Genomic DNA, 21,305 nt, shown 5'->3' with positions numbered 1-21,305 from the left:
ATTCCTCTCTTTTTATATAGGGATTATGCCGTGCTTTTAAAGCTGCACTCGCCCCTTTTCTTTACGATGCATGCTCATCTTTCTTCTTCATTAACGCTCTCTTCTTCATCGCTTTCGTTAAATACCCGCCCTTAAACGAACGAATTTCATAAGAAGACATAAACGCTTTCGGTGCGATTTCATTAATAATTTCTAACAGTTCTTTCTCTCTCGAACGCTTTGCAACGATATCTAAACGATAACGTATAGAATTAATACCTTCGCCTTCAAATACTGTAACGCCAAATCCAGAGTGACGTAATTCATCTACTAATTCATTACAACGGTCTAGTAAACTAACTTGATACGTAATATAACCAATTGCTAATTTATTCTCTATATAACCGCCTAATAATAGTCCCGCACTAAAGCCAATGACATAGGCAACGATGTTCATCCAATTTGATAAATCTTGAAACACAATACCTAAACTGACAATGTAAATAGCTCCTTCTAACAATCCAACACCAGCAGCGGATCTTGTTTGATTCTTTACAAGCAAAATCGTACGAATTGTTAAAATTGGAACGTAAATAATTTGAAGCACAAAAATAAGTAACGCTTGTAACATTGGTATCCACCTCTTTCAAAAAGTCTTTTGTCATAATAACATACATAACCTTTAGAAATCGATGGGTTTTTAAAATTTTTTTTATTATTTTTCATACTATTGAAAAACATAAAAAAGAAGCGTATTATATTTGTCGTTAATTTGATTACTTGTATCATATCGCTAAACTAAAAAAGGAACCCCATTAGGCCCCTTTCATCATAACTCTATGTTTTTCGAAGCCTGTTCTCTTTGCTTCTCTTCTTCTTTCACTAACTGTATATTTGCATAAGCTAAATTTGCAATCATTAAAAAGTGGCCACCTAAAATCCCTGTACCAAATGCCCACATTTCCATTTCATGCTCAATTTCATACATGATGATAGCTCCTAAAATGGCTGCTGCAAATCGGTTTAGAACTCCTAATCCAGGAGCCTTTTCTTTCATTACGATACTTTTCCCTAGTTTCTCCACTCTGCGAGCTAATAACCAAAGACAGTACGCACTTACAGCTAATCCAATACCAAACCCTGTCACTTGTTTTCCAAACGGAGTAATCGTCCACATAAGTAGTAAACCACTAAAGATCACATACAATTGTAATCGATATACACGTAAGGCTGCTTGAATCAAAATATCCGCTCCTAATTTCGCATTTTTTATACTTTAGAAGAAAAGCAGCAACTTACACAGTTGCTGCTTTCTCTTCTTCTTGCTCTTGTTCCATTTTACGAATTTCAACACGTTTAATTTGGTAAGCGTCTTTTTCTAACACTTTAAATTCATAACCTTCTGCCTCAACGTGTTGTCCTTCTTCGATTTCATGATTTTGCATCATAATCCATCCACCGATTGTATCCACATCATCTTCTTCGATGTGTAATCCAAATAAATCTTTCACTTCTGAGATAAGCACTTTTCCATCAACAATGATATGTTGCTCGTTCACATGCTGAATTGGTGGTGCTTCATCTTCATCATATTCATCACGAATTTCGCCGACGATTTCCTCCAAGATATCTTCAAGCGTTACAATTCCAGCTGTTCCTCCGTACTCATCATATAAAACAGCCATCGGAATTCGCTTCTTCTGCATTTGAAGTAATAAATCGTGAATTGGAGTCGTTTCCATCACTTCAATAATCGGACGCATATACGAGCGAATAGATGATAAATCTTTTTGATCCTCGGTCATATATCGAATAAAGAAATCTTTTACGTTGACCATACCGATGATATCATCTTTATCTTCTCCAAAAATCGGATAACGTGTGTATCGCTCATTTTGGATTACTTTCATGTGTTCTTCTACTGAATCTTCCAGGTAGAAACCAATGATTTCTGTGCGCGGCACCATAATCTCTTTTGCAATACGATTATCAAATTCAAAAATGTTATTTACATACTTGTATTCAGCCTGATTAATTTCGCCACTTTCGTAGCTCTCAGAAAGAATAAGACGTAACTCTTCTTCTGAATGAGCTACTTCATGTTCAGAAGCTGGCTTCAAACCGAATAAACCAGTTATCACACGAGCTGAACCATTCAATACCCAAATAAATGGATACATCACTTTATAGAACATCATTAATGGAGCTGCAAATAATAATGTTACTTTTTCAGCTTTTTGAATTGCCATCGTTTTCGGAGCTAATTCCCCTACTACAACGTGTAAATACGTCATTAACATAAAAGCAAGACCAAATGTTAATACTGATGAAACAGAAGGATTTAAGTTCCATTTCTCAAATAACGGGTGTAATAACTTTTCGATTGTCGGTTCACCTAACCAACCTAATCCCATAGCTGTAACTGTAATACCTAATTGACAAGCAGATAAATATTCATCTAAATTTGTTGTTACCTTTTTCGCTGCTAAAGCACCGCGTTTTCCTTCCGCAACAAGCTGATCGATACGACTTGAACGTACCTTTACAATCGCAAACTCTGCTGCTACGAAAAATCCAGTAAATGCGATTAAAATCGCAACCATGACTAAATTAAATATTTCCAATGAATCCCCTTAGTTAAAAAAACTAAGGTGTCCACCTCCTGTATACTATAATGTTTTCTTATTTGTTTCTTAGAAAACATAGCCCGATACAAAAATTAAAGAGGTCGGATTACACTTTTTTCTATAATAATAGAGCAAGTGTCTGTATTAAAGCTGTCGTTTGACCAGATAAAGATTTCGATATTTTTTCACGTTGTGAATCAGTCAACTCATCTAAAAGCGGTTTTAACTCCGTTAATTCTGCTTCTAATCGATGAATATGGTCTGTCACTTCATTCACTTGTTTCGAAACGTGTTCATTGATACCGAGCAGCTTCTTCTTCTCCTCGATTTTCTCTTTAATCTCACAAAGCGGCATATGCATTTCTTTGCACTTCTCAATAAATTGTAATGTCTCAAATGCTGTTTCGTCGTAATAGCGATAATTAGATTGAGATCGCTCCGCTTTTAAGATACCTAGATTCGTATAATAATCAATCGTTCGTTTCGACACGTGAGCCATGAGAGCCAACTGTCCGATTCGATACACCTTCCCAACGATCTTCCCCCCTTGTTTATATTACTAACATCATACAATACATAAACTGTACAGTCAAACGTGACGGTTTATTATTCACATTTTATACAAATTTCCACATATTCTCTTAAACTTATAGAATATGTTTTTAACTAAATAATCGGATCATCCAATTTACAAAGTGCCAAATTCATGAAATCATCTGTCCGTCTCAATTCTTCTTACTTTTAGAACATACTACTCCATTTTCCAAAAACAGATTCATACAATACATACCACAATAAACTGAAAATTAAGTTATAATATCTTTATAAACATTGAAAGGGGGATATATACATGTACTACAATACTTCATTCGAAAACGATCAACCTGTAGGCCGTCTATAATCTAAGACGGGCATTCATATAACAAGTGCGCTATGCCTCGTCTTAGGGAATGTATTATGACCCTAAAAATAGACGGAGGTAATTCAAATGAAACAAACAATTTTAGGAGCTATCTGTTTATCACTAGCAGCAAGTATATGGGGCGGTATGTATGTCGTTAGCAAATATGTACTCGACTTTATCCCACCGCTTACACTCGTTTGGCTACGTTTTATTATCGCTTTTGTTGTTTTATATGCAATTTTGAAAATAACTGAGAAAAAACAACAGAAAAAAGCAACCATTGGCAAAAAAGATTGGCTCCTATTCGCATGGATTGGATTTATCGGATATTTCATTTCAATCACATGTCAATTTATCGGTACAAAATTATCTGACGCTCATACAGGATCGCTAGTAACATCAGCTACACCTGCCTTTATGGTTATATTTGCAGCGCTTATTTTAAAAGAAAAACTAACTGCCCGTAGACTGCTATCTACTATCATAGCGACAATCGGTGTCATTATCGTAATCGGATGGGATATTGAAATTGGCTCCTATTTTATCGGTACGATCATATTAGTTGGGGCCGCTATTACGTGGGCTTTACTATCCATTTATGTGAAGATTGCTTCAGCTCGATTTTCATCCTTAGTTATCACAACGTGCGCCATATTCTTTTCACTCTTTTTCATTACACCTTTTATGATATGGGAACTACAATCAACCTCTATCGAAACAGTAAATACGTACGTAATATTAGGCGTAATTTACTTAGGTGTCGTCTCAACGGCAGGTGCCTTTTTCCTTTGGAATAAAGGATTAGAATTAATGGACGCAAGCATCGGATCATTATTTTTCTTCTTCCAACCTATCGTCGGGTCAATGCTTGGTTGGCTCTTATTAAATGAGACATTAAATAGTAACTTTTTTATTGGTGGTATTCTTATTGTATGTAGTGTTTTCATTACTACTTTTGAAAAGAAATGAAAAAACAGGCAGAGGTTTTTAATCTCTGCCTGTTCGTATACACGCTTTACGCACTCCAATGCGATGGACGGGACAATAATTTCGGCAATTTCGTATGTTTGTCCCCTCTCGCCGCATTAACTTGAACTTGCGTCAGAAAAATACTATTTGTAAAATCGGCCCCTCGAATATCTGCATCTCGCAAATCTGCTCCGATGAGATCTGCTCCTCTTAAATCTGCACCGTTTAAGTTAGCCGCAATTAAGTAAGCCCCTCTTAAATTCGCCCCTTGCAAATTTTTCTTTTTCAAATTTGCCCCCATAAGATCCGCTCCGCGGTGAATGATTCGTTTCTTACGTGCAGTATTCATTTCCTTCCAAACTAACTCACTCGTTTCTAAAAGTAAAACATTCACTTCTGCACGGTGTAATGGAATATTTACTTTCATTAACTCGTCCGCATTTAAATTCGAAAGGCGCTCCGTCTCTTCAATCGCTTTACTTAGTTCTTTATGAATCGATTGTGTTGCCTTCAATAGAATAGCCTCATTCAAATACCAAAGCATTTCATGTAGCTGATGCATAACTGGAAAAGCATCATACATTTTTCTCGCATGCTCAGCATCTTTCCGCCAATCAATCCCGTTAAATGTAACTTGAGAAATCTTCTGCCCAGCGCCGAAACATTCGAATACTGTACAACCTTTATACCCTTTTCCTCTTAGCCCTTTATGTATACTACATTTAAAATCTGACTGTAAATTAGAACATGGTTTACCACCATCTTTATTCACTGCAAAATCTACTGATGCTGCGAACGGTAATGCAACGCAACATAGACCGAAGCATTTTTCGCAGTTTGCTTTTAAATGATCGTTATGATTAGTCAAAACCTATACCCCCTGTTGTCTTTTGACTATTTCATAATATTCCAACTGTAATAAATAATCAATTTTAAAATAAACTGGCATCTTTCGTTTCAATTCATAACTTTATCATTCGATTTCCTTTCAATTGAAAAGGACTATTTCTATTCAATAAATTATAATTAAATTATAAATTTTCTAACTAAAAGGAGACTTATTATGGCATTAGAAATGAAAACAAACTGTCAAATTTGCGATCAATCGTTGGAGCAAGATTCTGAAGCATACATTTGTGTATATGAATGTACATTTTGCGCACCATGTACAGAAGAAAGACATAACGTTTGTCCAAACTGCGGTGGTGAGTTAGTACGTAGACCGAAAAAGAAACAATAAAAAGCAAAGCGACATCGCTTTGCTTTTTCTATCCTCTATTTTTTTGAGTGGATGAAATTATATCGAATAGAAGCTAAATATTGAAGAACTTAACACAAACAGGCTCTGGCACAACAACATCAGATTGGATAAGTGTTAACTTCCCAGTAGATTCATTTCTTGAAAATAGTACTAGATTATGCGACTTTTCATTTGTAGCAACAAGAAACTTTTCAGTAGGATCTAATACAAAGTCCCTCGGCCAATTTCCTTCTGTATGTGTATGTTCAACAAATGTAAGCTGACCTGAGTTTTGATCCACGCTGAAAACAGCAATACTATTATGACCACGATTCGCTACATACACAAACCGGCCGTCAGAAGAGATATGTATGGCACTCCCTTGACTGTTCTCATCATCTTCTGGAACAGTAGAAATATACTGCAATTCTGTAAAGGATCCCCCTTCAGGATGATACGTTAATACAATGACTTCTGAACTAAGTTCCGTCATCACATAAGCGTACTTTCCATTCGGATGAAAAGTAATATGTCTCGGACCACTTCCTGGATTTACAGATAAACTATTCACTTCTGTTAATGTACTATCTTTTATTTCATACGTGATTATTTTATCTATCCCTAAATCAACACCTATCACATATTTCTCATCAGGTGTATATCCCGCGTAATGCGCATGTGGTTTCTCTTGATTTTCTTTATTCAGACCTGAACCTTTATGCGTTATAATAGAGGTCGCAGGATTTACAGATCCATCTTCTTCATTTACTGCGAAAGACTCAATCGTTCCTTTATGGTAATTTGCTGTAACTACCGTGTGAGTTCCACTATCAACACTCACATGACAAGGAGAAGCCCCTTCTACCACTTGTCTATTTTTCTCCTTTAGCTCTCCAGTTTTACTATCAATTGAATGAGCTGCTACACCACCAGATTCTCCTTCCTTAACAACGGAATAGAGATATTCATTCTTTCGGTTAATCGTTACATATGTAGGGTTATCCAGCTTAGCCGCAAGTGTTACATTACTAATTTCCTTTGCTTCCGTGTCTAAAATAAACTTATATATTCCTTCACTTTTTTCTTTCGTGTAAGTTCCAACATACCCAATAAACTCTTTGTTATCCTTCATTTCCATAACCCTCTCTCCCTATATTTTTCGTTCATCATACTTCTTACAATATTTTATATTGAAAGAGTATCCTAAAAAAATTGGAGTACCTCTTTATACGTTACCATATTTCTCTGCTAAATAGCCTTTAAACCCACTTTTTTTGGTACGCTGCTATACTTTCATATTCTTCTTCCAATTGACGGGACAGACGAATATAGATTGGTGTTAAATCTTTATATTTTTCCACACTTTCCATGTTTGGTTCATGGTGGAAATTCGCCCCTACCATTTCAGATACTACGCATAATGTATCTATTTCACCTAAACTATATAAACCGAGGATTGCAGCTCCTAGGCAAGAGCTTTCAAAACTTTCCGGAACATATACGTCTTGATGGAAAATATCCGCCATCATCTGTCTCCAAAGTTCCGATCTTGCAAAACCGCCTGTCGCTTGAATTTTTTTCGGTTCGCCAATTAGCTCTTTTAAAGCGAGAAGAACGGTATATAAATTATAAATTACTCCTTCTAAAACAGCACGGATAAGATGTTCTTTCTTATGATGCAACCCAAGTCCGAAGAAAGATCCTCGTGCATTTGCATTCCATAAAGGAGCTCTTTCCCCTGCTAAATACGGATGAAATAATAAACCGTCAGATCCCGGATTCACTTTTGCTGCTATTTCAGTAAGCACTTCATATGGATCTTTTCCTAAACGCTTCGCAAGCTCAATCTCTGAAGTACCTAATTGATCACGAGCCCACCTGAAAATCATACCACCGTTATTAACTGGTCCACCAATTACCCAATGGTCTTCAGTTAAGGCATAACAAAAAATTCTACCTTTTGGATCTGTTACAGGACGATTTATTACAGCACGTATCGCACCGCTTGTCCCAATTGTAACAGCCACAACGCCAGGATCAATTGCATTTACACCTAAATTGGATAGTACGCCATCACTCGCTCCTACTATAAAAGGAGTAGAAACAAGTACATTCATCTCATTTGCAAGCTCTTCATCTAATCCTGTTAAACTGTGCGTCGTTGGAACGAGTTTAGAAAGCTTGTCATCTGTAATTCCCGCAACATGTAAAGCCTCTTCATCCCATTTTAAAGATTTTAAATTGAACATTCCTGTTGCTGATGCTATAGAATAATCAATGACATACTCCTTATATAACTTGTAGAAAACATACTCTTTAATAGAAATAAATTTATAAGTTTTTGCGAATAATTCTGCCTGCTCATTCTGTAACCAAACTAATTTCGAAAGTGGTGACATCGGATGAATTGGTGTTCCCGTACGCAAATAAATTTCATGACCATTCATATCACTCTTTATTTTCTCTGCCCAGCTTGCACTTCTATTATCTGCCCAAGTAATACATCTCGTTAACGGTTTTCCCTTCTCATCTACGGCAATGATACTATGCATTGCCGAACTAAAAGAAACACAAAGAATATCATTCGGCTGTACACCACTTGATCGTACAGTTTCTTTAATCGTATTTATTACTGCATGAAAAATTTCTTCTGGGTCTTGTTCTGCTGTTTCAGGCGTAGGAGAATATAAAGGATATTCAATTCCATGACTTGCAATAACAGATCCATCAGTAGAAAATAGAACTGATTTTGTACTAGTTGTCCCAATATCTACACCAATCATATATTTTGAGCTCACCATTTCTTCCTCCTAACAAAAAATTGCTACAGTATCCTAATAATATAAGAACCATAAAAATATATTTATTTTATCTATTCATAACGTTATGTGCTAAAGTTATCTATTTCGATTCATATAAAAATATCCTAATTTTAAACAAACATATCGAGTAGTAAAACTCCTCCAAAAGCGATAAATGAAAGTAATGTTTCTAATACCGTCCATGTTTTAAATGTTTCTTTCACTGTTAATCCTAGGTATTCTTTTACCATCCAGAACCCAGCATCGTTTACGTGCGAAAACATTAATGCTCCTGCACCTGTTGCGATGACGAGCAACTCTAAATTCACACCTGTCGTATTTTCAACGATTGGTGAAACGATGCCTGCTGCTGTTGTTAAAGCGACTGTCGCAGATCCTGTCGCAATTCGAATTAATCCAGCTACCATAAATGCTAATACAATTGGAGATAGAGCTAAATGTTCAGACATTTGAGCAATAGCATTACCTACGCCACTATCGATAAGAATTTGCTTAAATCCGCCACCAGCACCAATAATCGCAACAATAGAGCCGATTGGTAATAAGCTATCTTCCGTTATCTTCTTAATAGCCTTTTTATCGATACCTTGACGAAATCCAAGAAAATAGAACGCTGCAAAACATGCAATCAATAGCGCAATTATAGGACTACCGATTAATGTGACAAACTTCATCAAAGTAGTAGAAAGCGGAACATAAGGAGCTGCTGCTGCTAAAACCATTAACATAACAGGTAACAAAATAACTAAAAATGAAACTCCTATTCCTGGTAATTTCGTTGATTTTGTATTTACACGAATCAATTCTGGCTCATTTTCAGGAATTACTCGTTTGTGAATCCATTTAGCGAATATAGGACCTGCAATAATCGCTGCAAAAAATGTAATAATGAGTGAATACAATAGTACCTTCCCAAGATTCGCTTTATAAATCCCAATTGCAACGATCGCCCCTGGATGCGGAGGAACAAGGCCGTGTACGACAGATAGCCCAGCAATCGCTGGTAACGCAATCAATAGAATATTTTGTTTCGTTGTTTTATGAATAGAAATTACTAACGGCAATAATATTAAAATGCCTACTTCAAAAAATACTGGAATTCCAATAATAAAACCTGCAATTAACATCGCCCATGGTAAGTTCTTTATTCCAAAGGATTTAATAAAGAACTCTGCCACTTGCATTCCAGCACCTGACTCTGCCATCATTTTCCCTAAAATTGTACCTAAAACTAAAATACCTACTAAATGCCCGAGAACACTGCCAACTCCCGTTTCATAAGCACCCACTATTTTATCCATTGGCATTCCAGACATAACTGCTAAAAACAAACTTGCAATCGTTAAACTAATAAACGCATGCCATCTCCACCACGACACCCCTAAAATAACAATTACAATTGATAATAATGTAATAATTAAAAGATACATATTCATAATCAATTCCACCTAACCCTTTATGTAAACCCTTTCAAATCACTTTATAATTAAGAGAACCTATATCGTTCTTTCTTGAATGATTTATATAAAAAGAATCTCCCTTATCAGAGATACACTTTAACTCATCTCTCTGATAAGGGGAGTTCCCTTTCATAATTATAATGTTATTATGGTAAACGCTTCGTGCGAGCAAATTATCCTTCTTTAAAAGTGAATGACGCTTTCTTCTCTTGCTGTTTTCACGTAGTAAGACAAACTCGGGATCCCGTTTAAACGATGAAGTTACGTAGGATCTGCCCTCTTATGAAAAGCAGTTTTCGGAAAGCCCCTTCACTTTTATGCATTATAATTTAGGAGCTTTCGCCCAATCCGCAGCAAACTTCTCAATACCTTGATCTGTTAATGGGTGCATAGCAAGTTGTTCAATTACTTTATAAGGGATTGTTGCAATGTGAGCACCTGCCATCGCTACACGAGTTACATGATCCGGATGTCTAACAGAAGCCGCAATAATTTGTGTATCTAATTGATGAACATCGAATAATTCAGCAATTTTAGCAACTAATAATACGCCATCTTCAGAAATATCATCTAAACGTCCTAAAAATGGAGAAACGTACGTTGCACCTGCTCGAGCAGCTAAAAGAGCTTGGTTCACAGTGAAAATAAGGGTAACGTTCGTTTTCACACCTTTTTCAGTAAGATAGCGACAAGCTTCTAATCCCGCTAGCGTCATCGGAAGTTTTATTGTAACTTTTTCATCGCCACCGTTAATTTTAATCAACTCTTCTGCTTGAGCAATCATTTCTTCAGCTGTAACAGCATCTGGCGTTACTTCTGCCGAAACAGACTCAACTTTAGGTACTGTCTGACAAATTTCTGCAATACGGTCTTCAAACTTAACGCCCTCTTTTGCTACTAAAGAAGGATTCGTTGTAACACCAGCTAAAACTCCAAGTTTATATGCTTTTTTTATGTCCTCAAGATTTGCAGTATCAATAAAAAACTTCATGATCTATTCCCTCCATTTTTTAAACGTCAATGAGTTAAATTTTTAAGATGTTTATTTCTTTTCTACTGCATGTCCGCCAAATTCATTGCGCAGAGCTGCTACAACTTTCCCTGTAAATGTATCATTGTCTAATGAGCGGTAGCGCATTAATAGCGACATTGCGATAACAGGAGTTGCTGTTTGAAGGTCTAATGCTGTTTCTACTGTCCATTTCCCTTCACCAGAAGAATGCATAACACCCTTAATTTCATCGAGTTTTGCATCTTTAGAAAATGCATTTTCAGTTAATTCCATTAACCAAGAGCGAATTACTGAACCGTTGTTCCATACTCTTGATACTTTTTCATAATCGTAGTCAAATTCACTTTTCTCTAAAACCTCAAATCCTTCACCAATAGCAGCCATCATACCGTATTCAATTCCGTTGTGAATCATTTTTAAGAAGTGACCACTACCAGCTTTTCCAGCATATAAGTATCCATTTTCTACAGCAGTATCACGGAAGATAGGTTCAACGATGTCCCAAGCTTCTTGATCTCCTCCGATCATGTAACAAGCACCATTACGAGCGCCTTCCATTCCGCCAGAAGTTCCTGCATCCATAAAGTGAATGCCATCTTTCTTTAGTTGCTCATATCGGCGAATTGACTCTTTATAATGTGAATTACCCGCTTCAATTAAAATATCTCCTTTTGATAAAAGTGGTGTAACCTCATCAATAACAGAATCAACAACAGCGTGTGGTACCATAACCCAAAGAATTCTTGGTGATTGTAATGACTGAACAAGTTCACTTAAACTAGATGTACCTGTAGCCCCGTACTCTTTCATTTCTTCAACTGCACTTGAATTTAAATCAAATGCTGCTACTTCATGTTTATGATCCATTAAATTTTTCCCTAAATTTAATCCCATTTTACCTAAACCAATTAATCCTACTTGCATAATATAATTCCTCCTCAAATCATCTTTTATTAAAAATTCATATCACTACGATTTTGAATACCTTTCGGCACTCATAATTTGATCTGTACAGAAAGGTATTCACATTCATAGCTTAAGAATTCAATACATTTTTTGTAATTTGAACAACATTTTCTGTCGTAAATCCAAATAGATTCATGACTTCAGCTCCAGTTCCTGAAGCTCCAAATGTTTCAATTGATAGTACTTTTCCTTCTTGTCCTACATAACGCTCCCAACCGAGAGATACACCCATCTCAAGAGATACTCGTTTCGTTACAGAAGACGGAAGTACCGATTCTTTATATTCTTTTGATTGGCGATCGAATAACTCCCAGCTCGGCATTGCAACGATGCGAACAGAAACATTCTCTTCTTCTAGTTTCGCTTTTGCACTAGCAGCTAAAGAAACTTCAGAACCTGTCGCAATTAAAATCACATCCGGACTTTCATTCGTTTGTGTTAATACGTAAGCTCCTTTAGAAAGATTCTCTATGTTCGCTTTCGTTTCATTAAATACCGGTAAATTTTGACGACTAAGTACTAAAACGACTGGGCCATCCGTTTGCTGTAATGCATAAGCCCACGCACTCGCTGTTTCATTTGCATCTGACGGACGGATAACTGTTAAACCAGGAATTGCCCGAAGAGCTGCTAATTGTTCAATTGGTTCATGCGTTGGACCATCTTCTCCTACAGCAATCGAATCATGTGTAAATACGTAAGTAACAGGTAATTTTTGCAATGCAGCAAGTCGAATAGATGGACGAAGATAATCGTTAAATACAAAGAATGTACTCACGAACGGTTTTACTCCTCCATGAAGAGCCAGTCCATTTGCTGCCGCTCCCATTGCATGTTCACGTACACCGAAGTATATATTTCGGCCAGCATACGATTCTACTGCATAAACTGCTTCACCTTTTATATCTGTCATCGTAGAATGCGAAAGATCTGCACTTCCACCGAAAATAGAAGGGATCGATTTCACATAATGATTAATAGCTTCCCCACTTGCAACACGAGTGGAAATCGTTTTTTCAGTATCGAAGGATAGAATGTCTTTCGCTTCAATTAAAACCTCACCTGTAATCGCTTTTTCTAATTCATCTGCTAGTGCAGGGTTCGATTCTCTGTATACGTTGAACTGCTCATTCCATTCATTCTCTTTTTCAATACCTTTTTGTTTCAGGTCATTAAAATGAGCTTTTACTTCTTCAGGTACAAAGAAGTCTTCCTCATAATGCCAACCATACACTTGTTTTGTCGCTGTCGCTTCCTCTACTCCAAGCGGATTACCATGTGCTTTGTTCGTTCCAGCAACTTTAGGACTTCCATAACCTATAATGGTTCTAATCTCTATAAGAGTAGGTTGATCCGTATTGTCTTTCGCTAATTGAATAGCTTTTGTAATAGCATCAACATCGTTTCCATCCTCAACTCTTACATATTGCCACTGTGCAGATTCTACCCTTTTCTGAATATCTTCAGAAAAAGCAATGTTTAATTCACCATCAAGTGAAATTTCATTTGAATCATACAGTACAATTAACTTGCCAAGTTTCATATGCCCTGCCATTGACATCGCTTCATAAGCGACACCCTCCATTAAGTCACCGTCTCCAACTAAAGCGTACGTATTGTGATCTATAATAGAGTGACTATCCTTATTAAACTTCGCTGCTAAATGCGCTTCTGCCATCGCCATTCCGACAGCATTTGCAATTCCTTGTCCTAATGGGCCTGTAGTCGCTTCAACACCAGGAGTATGACCAAACTCAGGATGTCCTGGTGTTTTACTATTTAATTTTCTGAAGTTTTTCAAGTCATCAATCGAAACACCATATCCAGCTAAATGAAGTAAGCTATATAGTAGGCTCGATCCATGTCCCGCCGATAAAACGAATCGATCACGGTTAAACCATTCTGGATGATTAGGATTGTGATGTAAATGATTCGCCCATAACGCATAAGCCATTGGTGCTGCTCCCATCGGAAGACCCGGATGACCTGAATTTGCCGCATTTATAGCATCAATCGATAACGTACGAAGTGTATTCACTGCTAATTGATTTATATTTTGTGTCATAGTAATCGTCCCCCTAAATGCTTTCATGAAAGAAAGTACTTATTTTTCCGTCTCTTGATCTAACCACCATTTAAATCCACTTTCTTGCAATAATCCATTAGACGCATCTGGACCATATGAACCAGACTCATATTCATGAAGTGGTAATAAGTTTTCCTCAAATGCTTCAAGAATTGGTTGTACCCATTCCCATGACAATTCAACTTCTCTCCAATGTGCGAAGAATGTAGCGTCTCCACTCACAGCATCATGAATGAGTCTTTCATACGCTTCAGGTACTCCCACATCCGCTTGCTCGCAAGTAAAGTTAATACGCATCGGTTCAATCTCTCCATTTTTCAATGGATTTTTACTATTTAACTGTAATGAAACATTTTCGCCTGGGCTAATTTCAATTATTAATAAGTTAGGTTCTGCATTCGGGTTATTATCTTGATATTGCTGTTTTAACGTATTTTTAAATTCGATTACAATACGAGTAGACTTTTCTTTCATTCTTTTTCCTGTTCGTATATAAAATGGAACGCCAGTCCAAAACGGATTATCGATCCACAAGCGAGCAGCAACAAATGTATCTATGTTAGAAGAAGGATTTACTCCTGGCTCCTCTTTATACGCTACAACTTGCCCGCCTTTTATCTCTCCTGAAGAGTATTGACCTCGAATGATATGGCTTTGAACGTCTTCTTTTTTTACTTTGCGAAGCGTCTCCATTACCTTTCGTTTTTCCTCTCGAATTTCACATGCGTTAATTTTTTCCGGCAGATTCATAGCAGTCATCATTAATATTTGTAACATATGATTTTGAACCATATCACGAATGGCTCCTGCATGATCATAATATCCGGCTCTTTCTTCAACCCCAACTGTTTCACTAGCTGTGATTTGTACATTTGCTATATGTTCTTTGTTCCAAATTGATTGGAGAACAGGATTTGCAAATTCTAGTGCTTCGAGGTTTTGAATCATCGGTTTACCTAAATAATGATCAATACGATATATCTCGTCTTCTTCAAACGTACGACTAAGCTTATCATTAAGCTCACGAGCAGATTTAAGATCGTGCCCAAACGGTTTCTCAATCATTAGGCGTTTCCACCCATCCGTTTTATCAAGTCCGCTTTCCTTAATATTTAAAGCAATTGTCTCGAAAAATTCAGGAGCAACGGAAAGATAGAACATTCTATTACCTTTTATATGTAGTTCTTCTTCCCTTTCACGAACGACTTGTAATAATCTCTCATAGTCTTCCGGCTTACTCACATCTAATGGACAATAGCGAAAATTATCTAAAAAACCTTCAAGCTCTGGAGTACCTTCTTCTCTATGACGAGAAAACGTCTCTATTGATTCTTTTATTCTTTCTTGAAAATCTACATGAGATACTTGACGTCTTCCAAGCCCGATAACAGATATTTGCTTTGGAAGCTTTTGATCTCTATATAAGTTATATAGTGCGGGGTAAATTTTTCGTTTCGCTAAGTCCCCTGTCGCTCCAAATAAAACAAAGGTCATTGATTGCAATTTCAGTCCCCCTCTTGTTGTATAATCCTTGTAAATATTTTGAAAATGAATTGTACAGAAGCCCATGTTTTTATAAAAAACAAAGTGTTATCTAATTCCAATTCTTTTTATACCTTTCGCTCTCTCATTGTCCCCAATATTAATAGTGGCAATTCAAAGCATTTCTACTACAACTTACTTATTTATAGAATTTAACGAAACATTTTATATTTGATTACTTTTAGTAATTAAGTAATCTTATGTCTAGTATATTAACCACATAAACTATTATCGTCAATAAAAATATCTTGAATTACATACTATTTATTTCGTAATACTTTCCTAAGTGTATTCCTAGTTACCATTCATTTTCAAAGATAATGATCGATATAATAAATATCAGTTTCATCAAAACTTTCAATTAATTCTCCATTAAACTGGTGAGCAGATTTTACATTATGACCAAAAGGTTTCTCTATAATAAGACGGTTTAATCCTTGTGTAGCCCACAATCCGCTCTCTTTAATATTTAAAGCAATTACATCAAATACTTCTGGTATAACAGATAGGTAAAACATGCGATTTGTAGGAATGTTTAATTCTGTTTCACGCATCTTTACAAGACTCAACAAATCTTGATAGTCCTCTATATTCGCTTTATCTAATTGACAATAACGAAATGTGCTAATAAATTCTTCTACTCCTAATTCATCATCAGTAGATATTCTAGAAAATGTAGCAAGGGATTGTTCTACCTTTGTTTGAAATTCCATATCTGACATTACCCTTCTGCCAATACCGATAATCGAAATAGATTGTGGTATATTTTGATTACTAAATAGTTTATATAAAGCAGGGTAAATTTTTCGTTTCGCTAAATCCCCTGTCGCTCCGAATAAAGTGAAACTTTAATCAGTGGGGGTTTTGTTCATCCCCACTGATTATTAGTTGAACCAATCGGGCTTTTACAGGCAGTTGCCCCCACCTAACTTCTATGATATCGCTGAATTTTGAGGTGGGGGTCTTACTGCCTGTTAATGCGGGGTAAAAGAAATGTCATTGAATTCATTTGTTCTCTCCCTTTTAAAACAATTGCTAGAATAGAATATATAAGCTCATTCGCTACTTAGCACCATACTGTCTCTAAAACCTCATACTTTACCAATGTTTCTTCAGTACAATTTTGCCAAGAGCACGTTCTGACTCACTTATGTGGTGTGCTTTTTTTACACCTTCTACATGTAAAGGCAACACATGCGTTACAACAGGTTTAATCTTCCCGCCCTCAATTAATTCTGTAATAAGAGAAAGTTCATATCCGTTAGGGTCAGTAAATATGTGTTCAGCCTGAATATTTTTCTCTACAGATATTTCAGTTTGCGGAATTTCTATACCTTTCGGACCATAAATAGACGCTAACTTTCCGTTTTGTGCAAGCACGTTATAACTATCCTTTAGTACATCCCCGCCTAACATATCAAATACAATATTGTAATTATGCAAAAGCAAAGAAAAGTCTTCTGTTTTGTAATCAATGACAGTATCAGCGCCTAAATCCTTTACAAACTGTATGTTTTTCGTACTAGTCGTAGTTGCAACATGTGCACCGAAACTTTTGGCTAGCTGAATAGCAAACGTACCAATCCCGCCAGATCCAGCGTGAATTAAAACCTTATTACCTTTTTGAACATTTGCGAACTTCACTAAACTTTGCCAACTTGTCAAACCTACTAGAGGGATTGATGCCGCTTCTTCAAAAGATAGATTTCTCGGTTTTTTCGCCACATACTTCTCATCTACAGCCACGTACTCTGCATAAGTGCCGTTTCGTTCAATATCCGGGCGACTATATACTTCATCCCCCACTTTAAATGCTGTTACGCTTTTCCCTATATCAGCAACTACACCTGCAACATCCCATCCTAAAACGAGCGGGAATTCATAGGAAATTACGTCTTGAAGTAAACCTTCACGTATTTTCCAATCTACAGGATTTACACCAGCTGCATATACTTCAATCAGTACATCGTTGTCTTCCAATAGCGGTGTCTGCATTCCAATCTCTTGTAGTACACTTTTATCTCCATATTGCATAAGTCCTATTGCTTTCATTCTTTTCACTCCTTTACAATGCTGGGAAATGAGGTAGCACTTCTTCTCCTAGCTCATCCAATACTTCGTCAGCTGGACGTTGACCATCAAATAAAGCAAGGAATAAATGATTCACACCAATACTTCGATATATATCAAGCAATTCAATTAGCGCCTTACGCCCTGTACGGTAACCTAAACGTATCGGTGTAGGACGTTCATTTGGATCTTCAGATAAGTCTAAATGCATCGGTTGTATAAATGGTTTGAATACATCTGGATGATAATCCTCTACTCGTTCTCTCCATTGTCCAATTGCTGCCGCCTGATGTACTGGACTACGTGGATAATACATCCATCCATCTCCATGTTCAGCGAACCAGTCCATATTTTGCTGACTAAAACCTGTAATAAAGGTTGGAACATGTTTAGACGGTTTTGGAACTAAATTCGCTCCATTCACTTCTCCTAGCGTCGACTGTATAGATGGGAAGTTTTTGTACAAAATCTCTTCCAAGTAAGCAAACGCTTCTCTAAACTTTTCACCTCTTGTTTCATGACTAACACCTAACGCTTTAAAATCAGCACGTCGGTCACCGGATGAAACGCCGAGCATAATTCTTTCTGGAAACAGTTGATCCAATGTCGCAATTTCTTTCGCCACACGCAATGGATGGCGAAGTGATAATACGGTTGCCGATGTTCCAAATGCGATTTTCTCCGTTTTGCTTGCTAAATACGTCAAATAAATCATCATATCGTAAATTTGACCTGTTGCAGGATCACCAAAGTCAGGGTCTTGCAGCAATACATCGCGAAGCCATACACCTGTAAAACCATATTGCTCTGCTTTTTGCACTAATTCTACTTGTTTTTCCATCGTTGGCGCATGGAACTGATAATTTTCGATCGGAATGTGAACTCCTAATGTAAGTCGATCTTTCGCAAACATACGATTATATCCAAAATGATTCGCAAACTTTTCCATGTGTTTCACTCACTTTCCTTCATTCATATAAATCTATAGTTTTCTTTACTTTTCATATTTCTTCTCAAAATTCATGAGCAATGCTGTAACACCACTTTGTTGCCGATTGTAATCGTTATAACTTTCTTTGTGCTACGAGTGTTATTATAAATCGGTCATAACATGAATAACAGTACGTACTTTAAAGTGATGTAGGCACTTTTAAGTACCTATGCTAAGTGAGTAATAATAAAGTGAAACTTTAATCAGCCCTCACCAATCGGGCTTTTACGAGCAGCCTGACCCCCACATAACTTCTTTGCTCCCGCTGAATTTTGAGGTGGGGGTCTTACTTCCCGGCGAATAGCGGGATAAACATCATGAATAAATCATGCTGCAAAAATAACATCTATCCTTTCTTCAAAAAGCTGTACCGTTGCTTTTGCAAGTACGTTACATTATTTCACGTACTTTCCCTTCTCTATATAAAAGTCTCACTAACCAAATTCAAAATATTATACTTATTTTTCGTACTTTGCTATGCTATAACCACAAACAGGAGGTATAAACAATGAAAGCACAAATTATCCATTCTTTTGGGGATTCATCTGTATTTCAATTAGAGGAAGTTTCAAAAACGAAACTTTTACCAGGTCATGTTCTAATCCATGTAAAAGCAACAAGTGTAAATCCAATCGATACAAAAATGCGTAGTGGTGCCGTTTCAGCAGTCGCTCCTGAGTTTCCAGCTATATTACATGGAGATGTAGCTGGTATTGTTATTGAAGTAGGAGAAGGTGTTTCGAAATTCAAATGTGGGGATGAAGTATACGGTTGTGCCGGGGGTTTTAAAGAAACTGGAGGTGCACTTGCAGAATTTATGCTTGCTGATGCACGACTGATTGCTCACAAACCTAACAATTTAACAATGGAAGAAGCAGCCGCTCTACCATTAGTTGCAATTACAGCTTGGGAATCTTTATTTGATCGTGCAAATATTAAACCTGGTCAAAATGTTCTCATTCATGGAGCTACTGGTGGCGTAGGACACGTAGCCATTCAATTAGCTAAATGGGCAGGTGCTAAAGTTTTTACAACAGCTTCTCAGCAAAACAAAATGGAAATAGCCCATCGTCTAGGAGCCGACATAGCTATTAATTATAAAGAAGAATCTGTTCAAGAATATGTGCAAAAACATACGAATGGAAACGGATTTGAAGTTATATTTGATACGGTAGGTGGCAAGAATCTCGATCATTCTTTTGAAGCTGCCGCAGTCAATGGAACTGTCGTAACAATTGCAGCTCGTTCAACCCATGACCTCTCTCCTTTACACGCAAAAGGACTTAATCTGCACGTTACTTTTATGGCGTTAAAAATATTACATACAGATAAACGTGACGCTTGCGGGGAAATTTTAACTAAACTGACGCAAATAGTAGAAGAAGGACACCTTCGACCATTGCTAGATTCGAAAACTTTTACGTTTGATGAAGTTGCACAAGCACATGAATATTTGGAATCAAATAAAGCAATAGGTAAAATAGTGTTGAAAAACGTTTGGTAACTTTCACTAAATAATACAAATAACAGCGGGATTGCTTCGCCTTATCTTTGTCTTAAGAGGCGTGCCACAACCTTAAAAGCTTTCCATCCTTTACAACAAGTAAAAAATAACAGCCGAATTTTTCTTATAGTAGAAAATCCGGCTGTTTTCATATCACAATTTGCTTTTTGTATATTTCTGTTAATAAGTAAAATACAACTCGTTTGTCGTACCATCTTTACCTGCAACAGAATATTATGTTGTTTTTAATTTATTAAAATACACTACGTACTAATCCCCCGTCTATTCGTAACGCGGAACCGTTAATCGCTGAAGAAAGTGGGCTGCTTAAGAAAGTGACAAGATTGGCAATTTCTTCTGGTCGAATAAGTCTTTGAATAATAGAGGTTGGTCGATTCTCTTTCATAAATCGCTTCTCAGCTTCTTCTATTGTCAATTGCTCATTAGGATAAAGACTACTTAACATAGTCTCCACTCCTTCCGTTAAAGTCGAACCAGGCATTATAGTATTAACAGTCACATTCGTTCCTGTCGTCAGCTCAGCTAAACTACGAGAAAGTGAAAGTTGCATCGTTTTAGTCGCACTATAATGAGCCATTTCTTGAGATGGCATAATAGCTGCTTCGCTAGCAATAAAGATAACTCTTCCTTCTTTTCTTTGAATCATTTTTTTCAAGTACGAGCGAGTAAGTCGAACACCACTCATAATATTGACTTCAAACAATTTAAACCAATCTTCATCAGGGATATCAAAATATTCTACAGGTTCAAAAATTCCTAAATTGTTAATAAGAATGTCTACTTCAGGGTACTTTTCAATCACATTTTGGCACCCTTGTTCTGTTCCTAAATCAGCTACTACGGGTTGAAGGATAGCATCCGGATATTGCGCTCGAATTTCTTTTATCGTTTGATTAACATTTTCTTCACGGCGTCCATTAATAAGTACAGTAGCTCCTTCCGCTACTAATGAAGTGGCAATTGCTTTCCCAATGCCTGCCGTAGATCCAGTAACCAATGCTGTTTTTCCTTTTAATTGCATATGCATATAGATCCCTCCAAATTCATGTGCTGCATTATTGACCTACGTTGGAATAAATAATTACGTTTATATTGTGGTTCACTTCTCTTAT

General features: G+C 36.7%; 18 protein-coding genes and 1 pseudogene. 3 read left to right on the top strand and 16 right to left on the bottom strand.

Features of this window, described 5'->3' with window-relative positions; all coding sequences use genetic code 11:
* Positions 1–61: 61 nt before the first annotated feature.
* From EUC40_RS10240 to EUC40_RS10225, 4 genes are all read right to left on the bottom strand, one after another.
* A complete protein-coding gene (locus EUC40_RS10240) occupies positions 62–610 on the bottom strand; it encodes a DUF2179 domain-containing protein (RefSeq protein WP_000938438.1) in 549 nt (182 codons plus the stop codon).
* Between the two features lie 198 nt (positions 611–808).
* Complete coding sequence (locus tag EUC40_RS10235) at positions 809–1,222, bottom strand: ATP synthase subunit I (protein ID WP_071711614.1); 414 nt, start codon at positions 1,220–1,222, stop codon at positions 809–811.
* Between the two features lie 52 nt (positions 1,223–1,274).
* Positions 1,275–2,603 (bottom strand): hemolysin family protein, encoded by a 1,329-nt coding sequence (locus tag EUC40_RS10230; protein WP_071711615.1) that lies wholly within the window; start codon positions 2,601–2,603, stop codon positions 1,275–1,277.
* 121 nt (positions 2,604–2,724) lie between these two features.
* A complete protein-coding gene (locus EUC40_RS10225) occupies positions 2,725–3,132 on the bottom strand; it encodes a MerR family transcriptional regulator (RefSeq protein WP_025149265.1) in 408 nt (135 codons plus the stop codon).
* 462 nt (positions 3,133–3,594) lie between these two features.
* Between EUC40_RS10225 and EUC40_RS10220 the strand changes: the two genes are divergently transcribed.
* Positions 3,595–4,479: a DMT family transporter gene (locus tag EUC40_RS10220; protein WP_156574844.1), complete on the top strand. Its 885-nt coding sequence runs from the start codon at positions 3,595–3,597 to the stop codon at positions 4,477–4,479.
* A 46-nt stretch (positions 4,480–4,525) separates the two neighbouring features.
* Here the strand turns inward: EUC40_RS10220 and EUC40_RS10215 are convergent, their stop codons facing one another.
* Positions 4,526–5,347 carry a pentapeptide repeat-containing protein gene (locus tag EUC40_RS10215; protein ID WP_156574841.1) on the bottom strand — a complete coding sequence of 274 codons (822 nt, stop codon included), beginning with the start codon at positions 5,345–5,347 and terminating at the stop codon, positions 4,526–4,528.
* Between the two features lie 195 nt (positions 5,348–5,542).
* On the opposite strand from EUC40_RS10215, the gene EUC40_RS10210 reads away from it, so the two are divergent.
* Positions 5,543–5,719, top strand: coding sequence for a DUF1272 domain-containing protein (locus EUC40_RS10210; RefSeq protein WP_001162789.1), 177 nt, complete (start codon positions 5,543–5,545; stop codon positions 5,717–5,719).
* Positions 5,720–5,792: 73 nt separating this feature from the next.
* Here the strand turns inward: EUC40_RS10210 and EUC40_RS10205 are convergent, their stop codons facing one another.
* The 10 genes and pseudogenes from EUC40_RS10205 to EUC40_RS10160 form a co-directional block, all read right to left on the bottom strand.
* Positions 5,793–6,851 (bottom strand): lactonase family protein, encoded by a 1,059-nt coding sequence (locus tag EUC40_RS10205; RefSeq protein WP_156576928.1) that lies wholly within the window; start codon positions 6,849–6,851, stop codon positions 5,793–5,795.
* Positions 6,852–6,978: 127 nt separating this feature from the next.
* The gene (gene gntK, locus EUC40_RS10200) at positions 6,979–8,520 is read right to left on the bottom strand and encodes a gluconokinase (protein WP_156574839.1); all 1,542 of its coding nucleotides are present in this window, start codon (positions 8,518–8,520) and stop codon (positions 6,979–6,981) included.
* 131 nt (positions 8,521–8,651) lie between these two features.
* Positions 8,652–9,977 carry a gluconate permease GntP gene (gene gntP, locus EUC40_RS10195; RefSeq protein WP_156574837.1) on the bottom strand — a complete coding sequence of 442 codons (1,326 nt, stop codon included), beginning with the start codon at positions 9,975–9,977 and terminating at the stop codon, positions 8,652–8,654.
* Positions 9,978–10,323: 346 nt separating this feature from the next.
* Positions 10,324–10,992: a fructose-6-phosphate aldolase gene (gene fsa / locus EUC40_RS10190; RefSeq protein WP_156574835.1), complete on the bottom strand. Its 669-nt coding sequence runs from the start codon at positions 10,990–10,992 to the stop codon at positions 10,324–10,326.
* Positions 10,993–11,043: 51 nt separating this feature from the next.
* Entirely contained in the window at positions 11,044–11,937 is an 894-nt protein-coding gene (gene gnd, locus EUC40_RS10185) for a phosphogluconate dehydrogenase (NAD(+)-dependent, decarboxylating) (RefSeq protein ID WP_156574833.1), read from the bottom strand.
* 112 nt (positions 11,938–12,049) lie between these two features.
* Complete coding sequence (gene tkt / locus EUC40_RS10180; protein ID WP_156574830.1) at positions 12,050–14,044, bottom strand: transketolase; 1,995 nt, start codon at positions 14,042–14,044, stop codon at positions 12,050–12,052.
* A gap of 39 nt (positions 14,045–14,083) precedes the next feature.
* Complete coding sequence (gene zwf, locus EUC40_RS10175; protein WP_156574828.1) at positions 14,084–15,568, bottom strand: glucose-6-phosphate dehydrogenase; 1,485 nt, start codon at positions 15,566–15,568, stop codon at positions 14,084–14,086.
* A gap of 350 nt (positions 15,569–15,918) precedes the next feature.
* Positions 15,919–16,455: pseudogene (locus EUC40_RS10170) on the bottom strand (glucose-6-phosphate dehydrogenase); the annotation flags it as partial.
* Positions 16,456–16,705: 250 nt separating this feature from the next.
* The gene (locus EUC40_RS10165; protein ID WP_156574824.1) at positions 16,706–17,659 is read right to left on the bottom strand and encodes an NADP-dependent oxidoreductase; all 954 of its coding nucleotides are present in this window, start codon (positions 17,657–17,659) and stop codon (positions 16,706–16,708) included.
* Positions 17,660–17,672: 13 nt separating this feature from the next.
* Positions 17,673–18,626: an LLM class oxidoreductase gene (locus EUC40_RS10160; protein ID WP_156576927.1), complete on the bottom strand. Its 954-nt coding sequence runs from the start codon at positions 18,624–18,626 to the stop codon at positions 17,673–17,675.
* Between the two features lie 550 nt (positions 18,627–19,176).
* On the opposite strand from EUC40_RS10160, the gene EUC40_RS10155 reads away from it, so the two are divergent.
* Positions 19,177–20,172, top strand: a complete 996-nt coding sequence (locus EUC40_RS10155; protein WP_156574822.1) for a zinc-dependent alcohol dehydrogenase family protein — start codon at positions 19,177–19,179, stop codon at positions 20,170–20,172.
* Positions 20,173–20,425: 253 nt separating this feature from the next.
* Here EUC40_RS10155 and EUC40_RS10150 read toward each other — a convergent pair whose 3' ends face one another.
* Positions 20,426–21,220, bottom strand: a complete 795-nt coding sequence (locus tag EUC40_RS10150) for an SDR family NAD(P)-dependent oxidoreductase (protein ID WP_156574820.1) — start codon at positions 21,218–21,220, stop codon at positions 20,426–20,428.
* Between the last annotated feature and the right edge of the window lie 85 nt (positions 21,221–21,305).

The sequence above is a fragment of the Bacillus luti genome, assembly GCF_009739945.1.
GTDB classification, from domain to species: domain Bacteria; phylum Bacillota; class Bacilli; order Bacillales; family Bacillaceae_G; genus Bacillus_A; species Bacillus_A luti.
The sequence above is the reverse complement of the archived record's forward strand: the minus strand, read 5'-3'. Positions and strand labels throughout refer to the sequence as shown.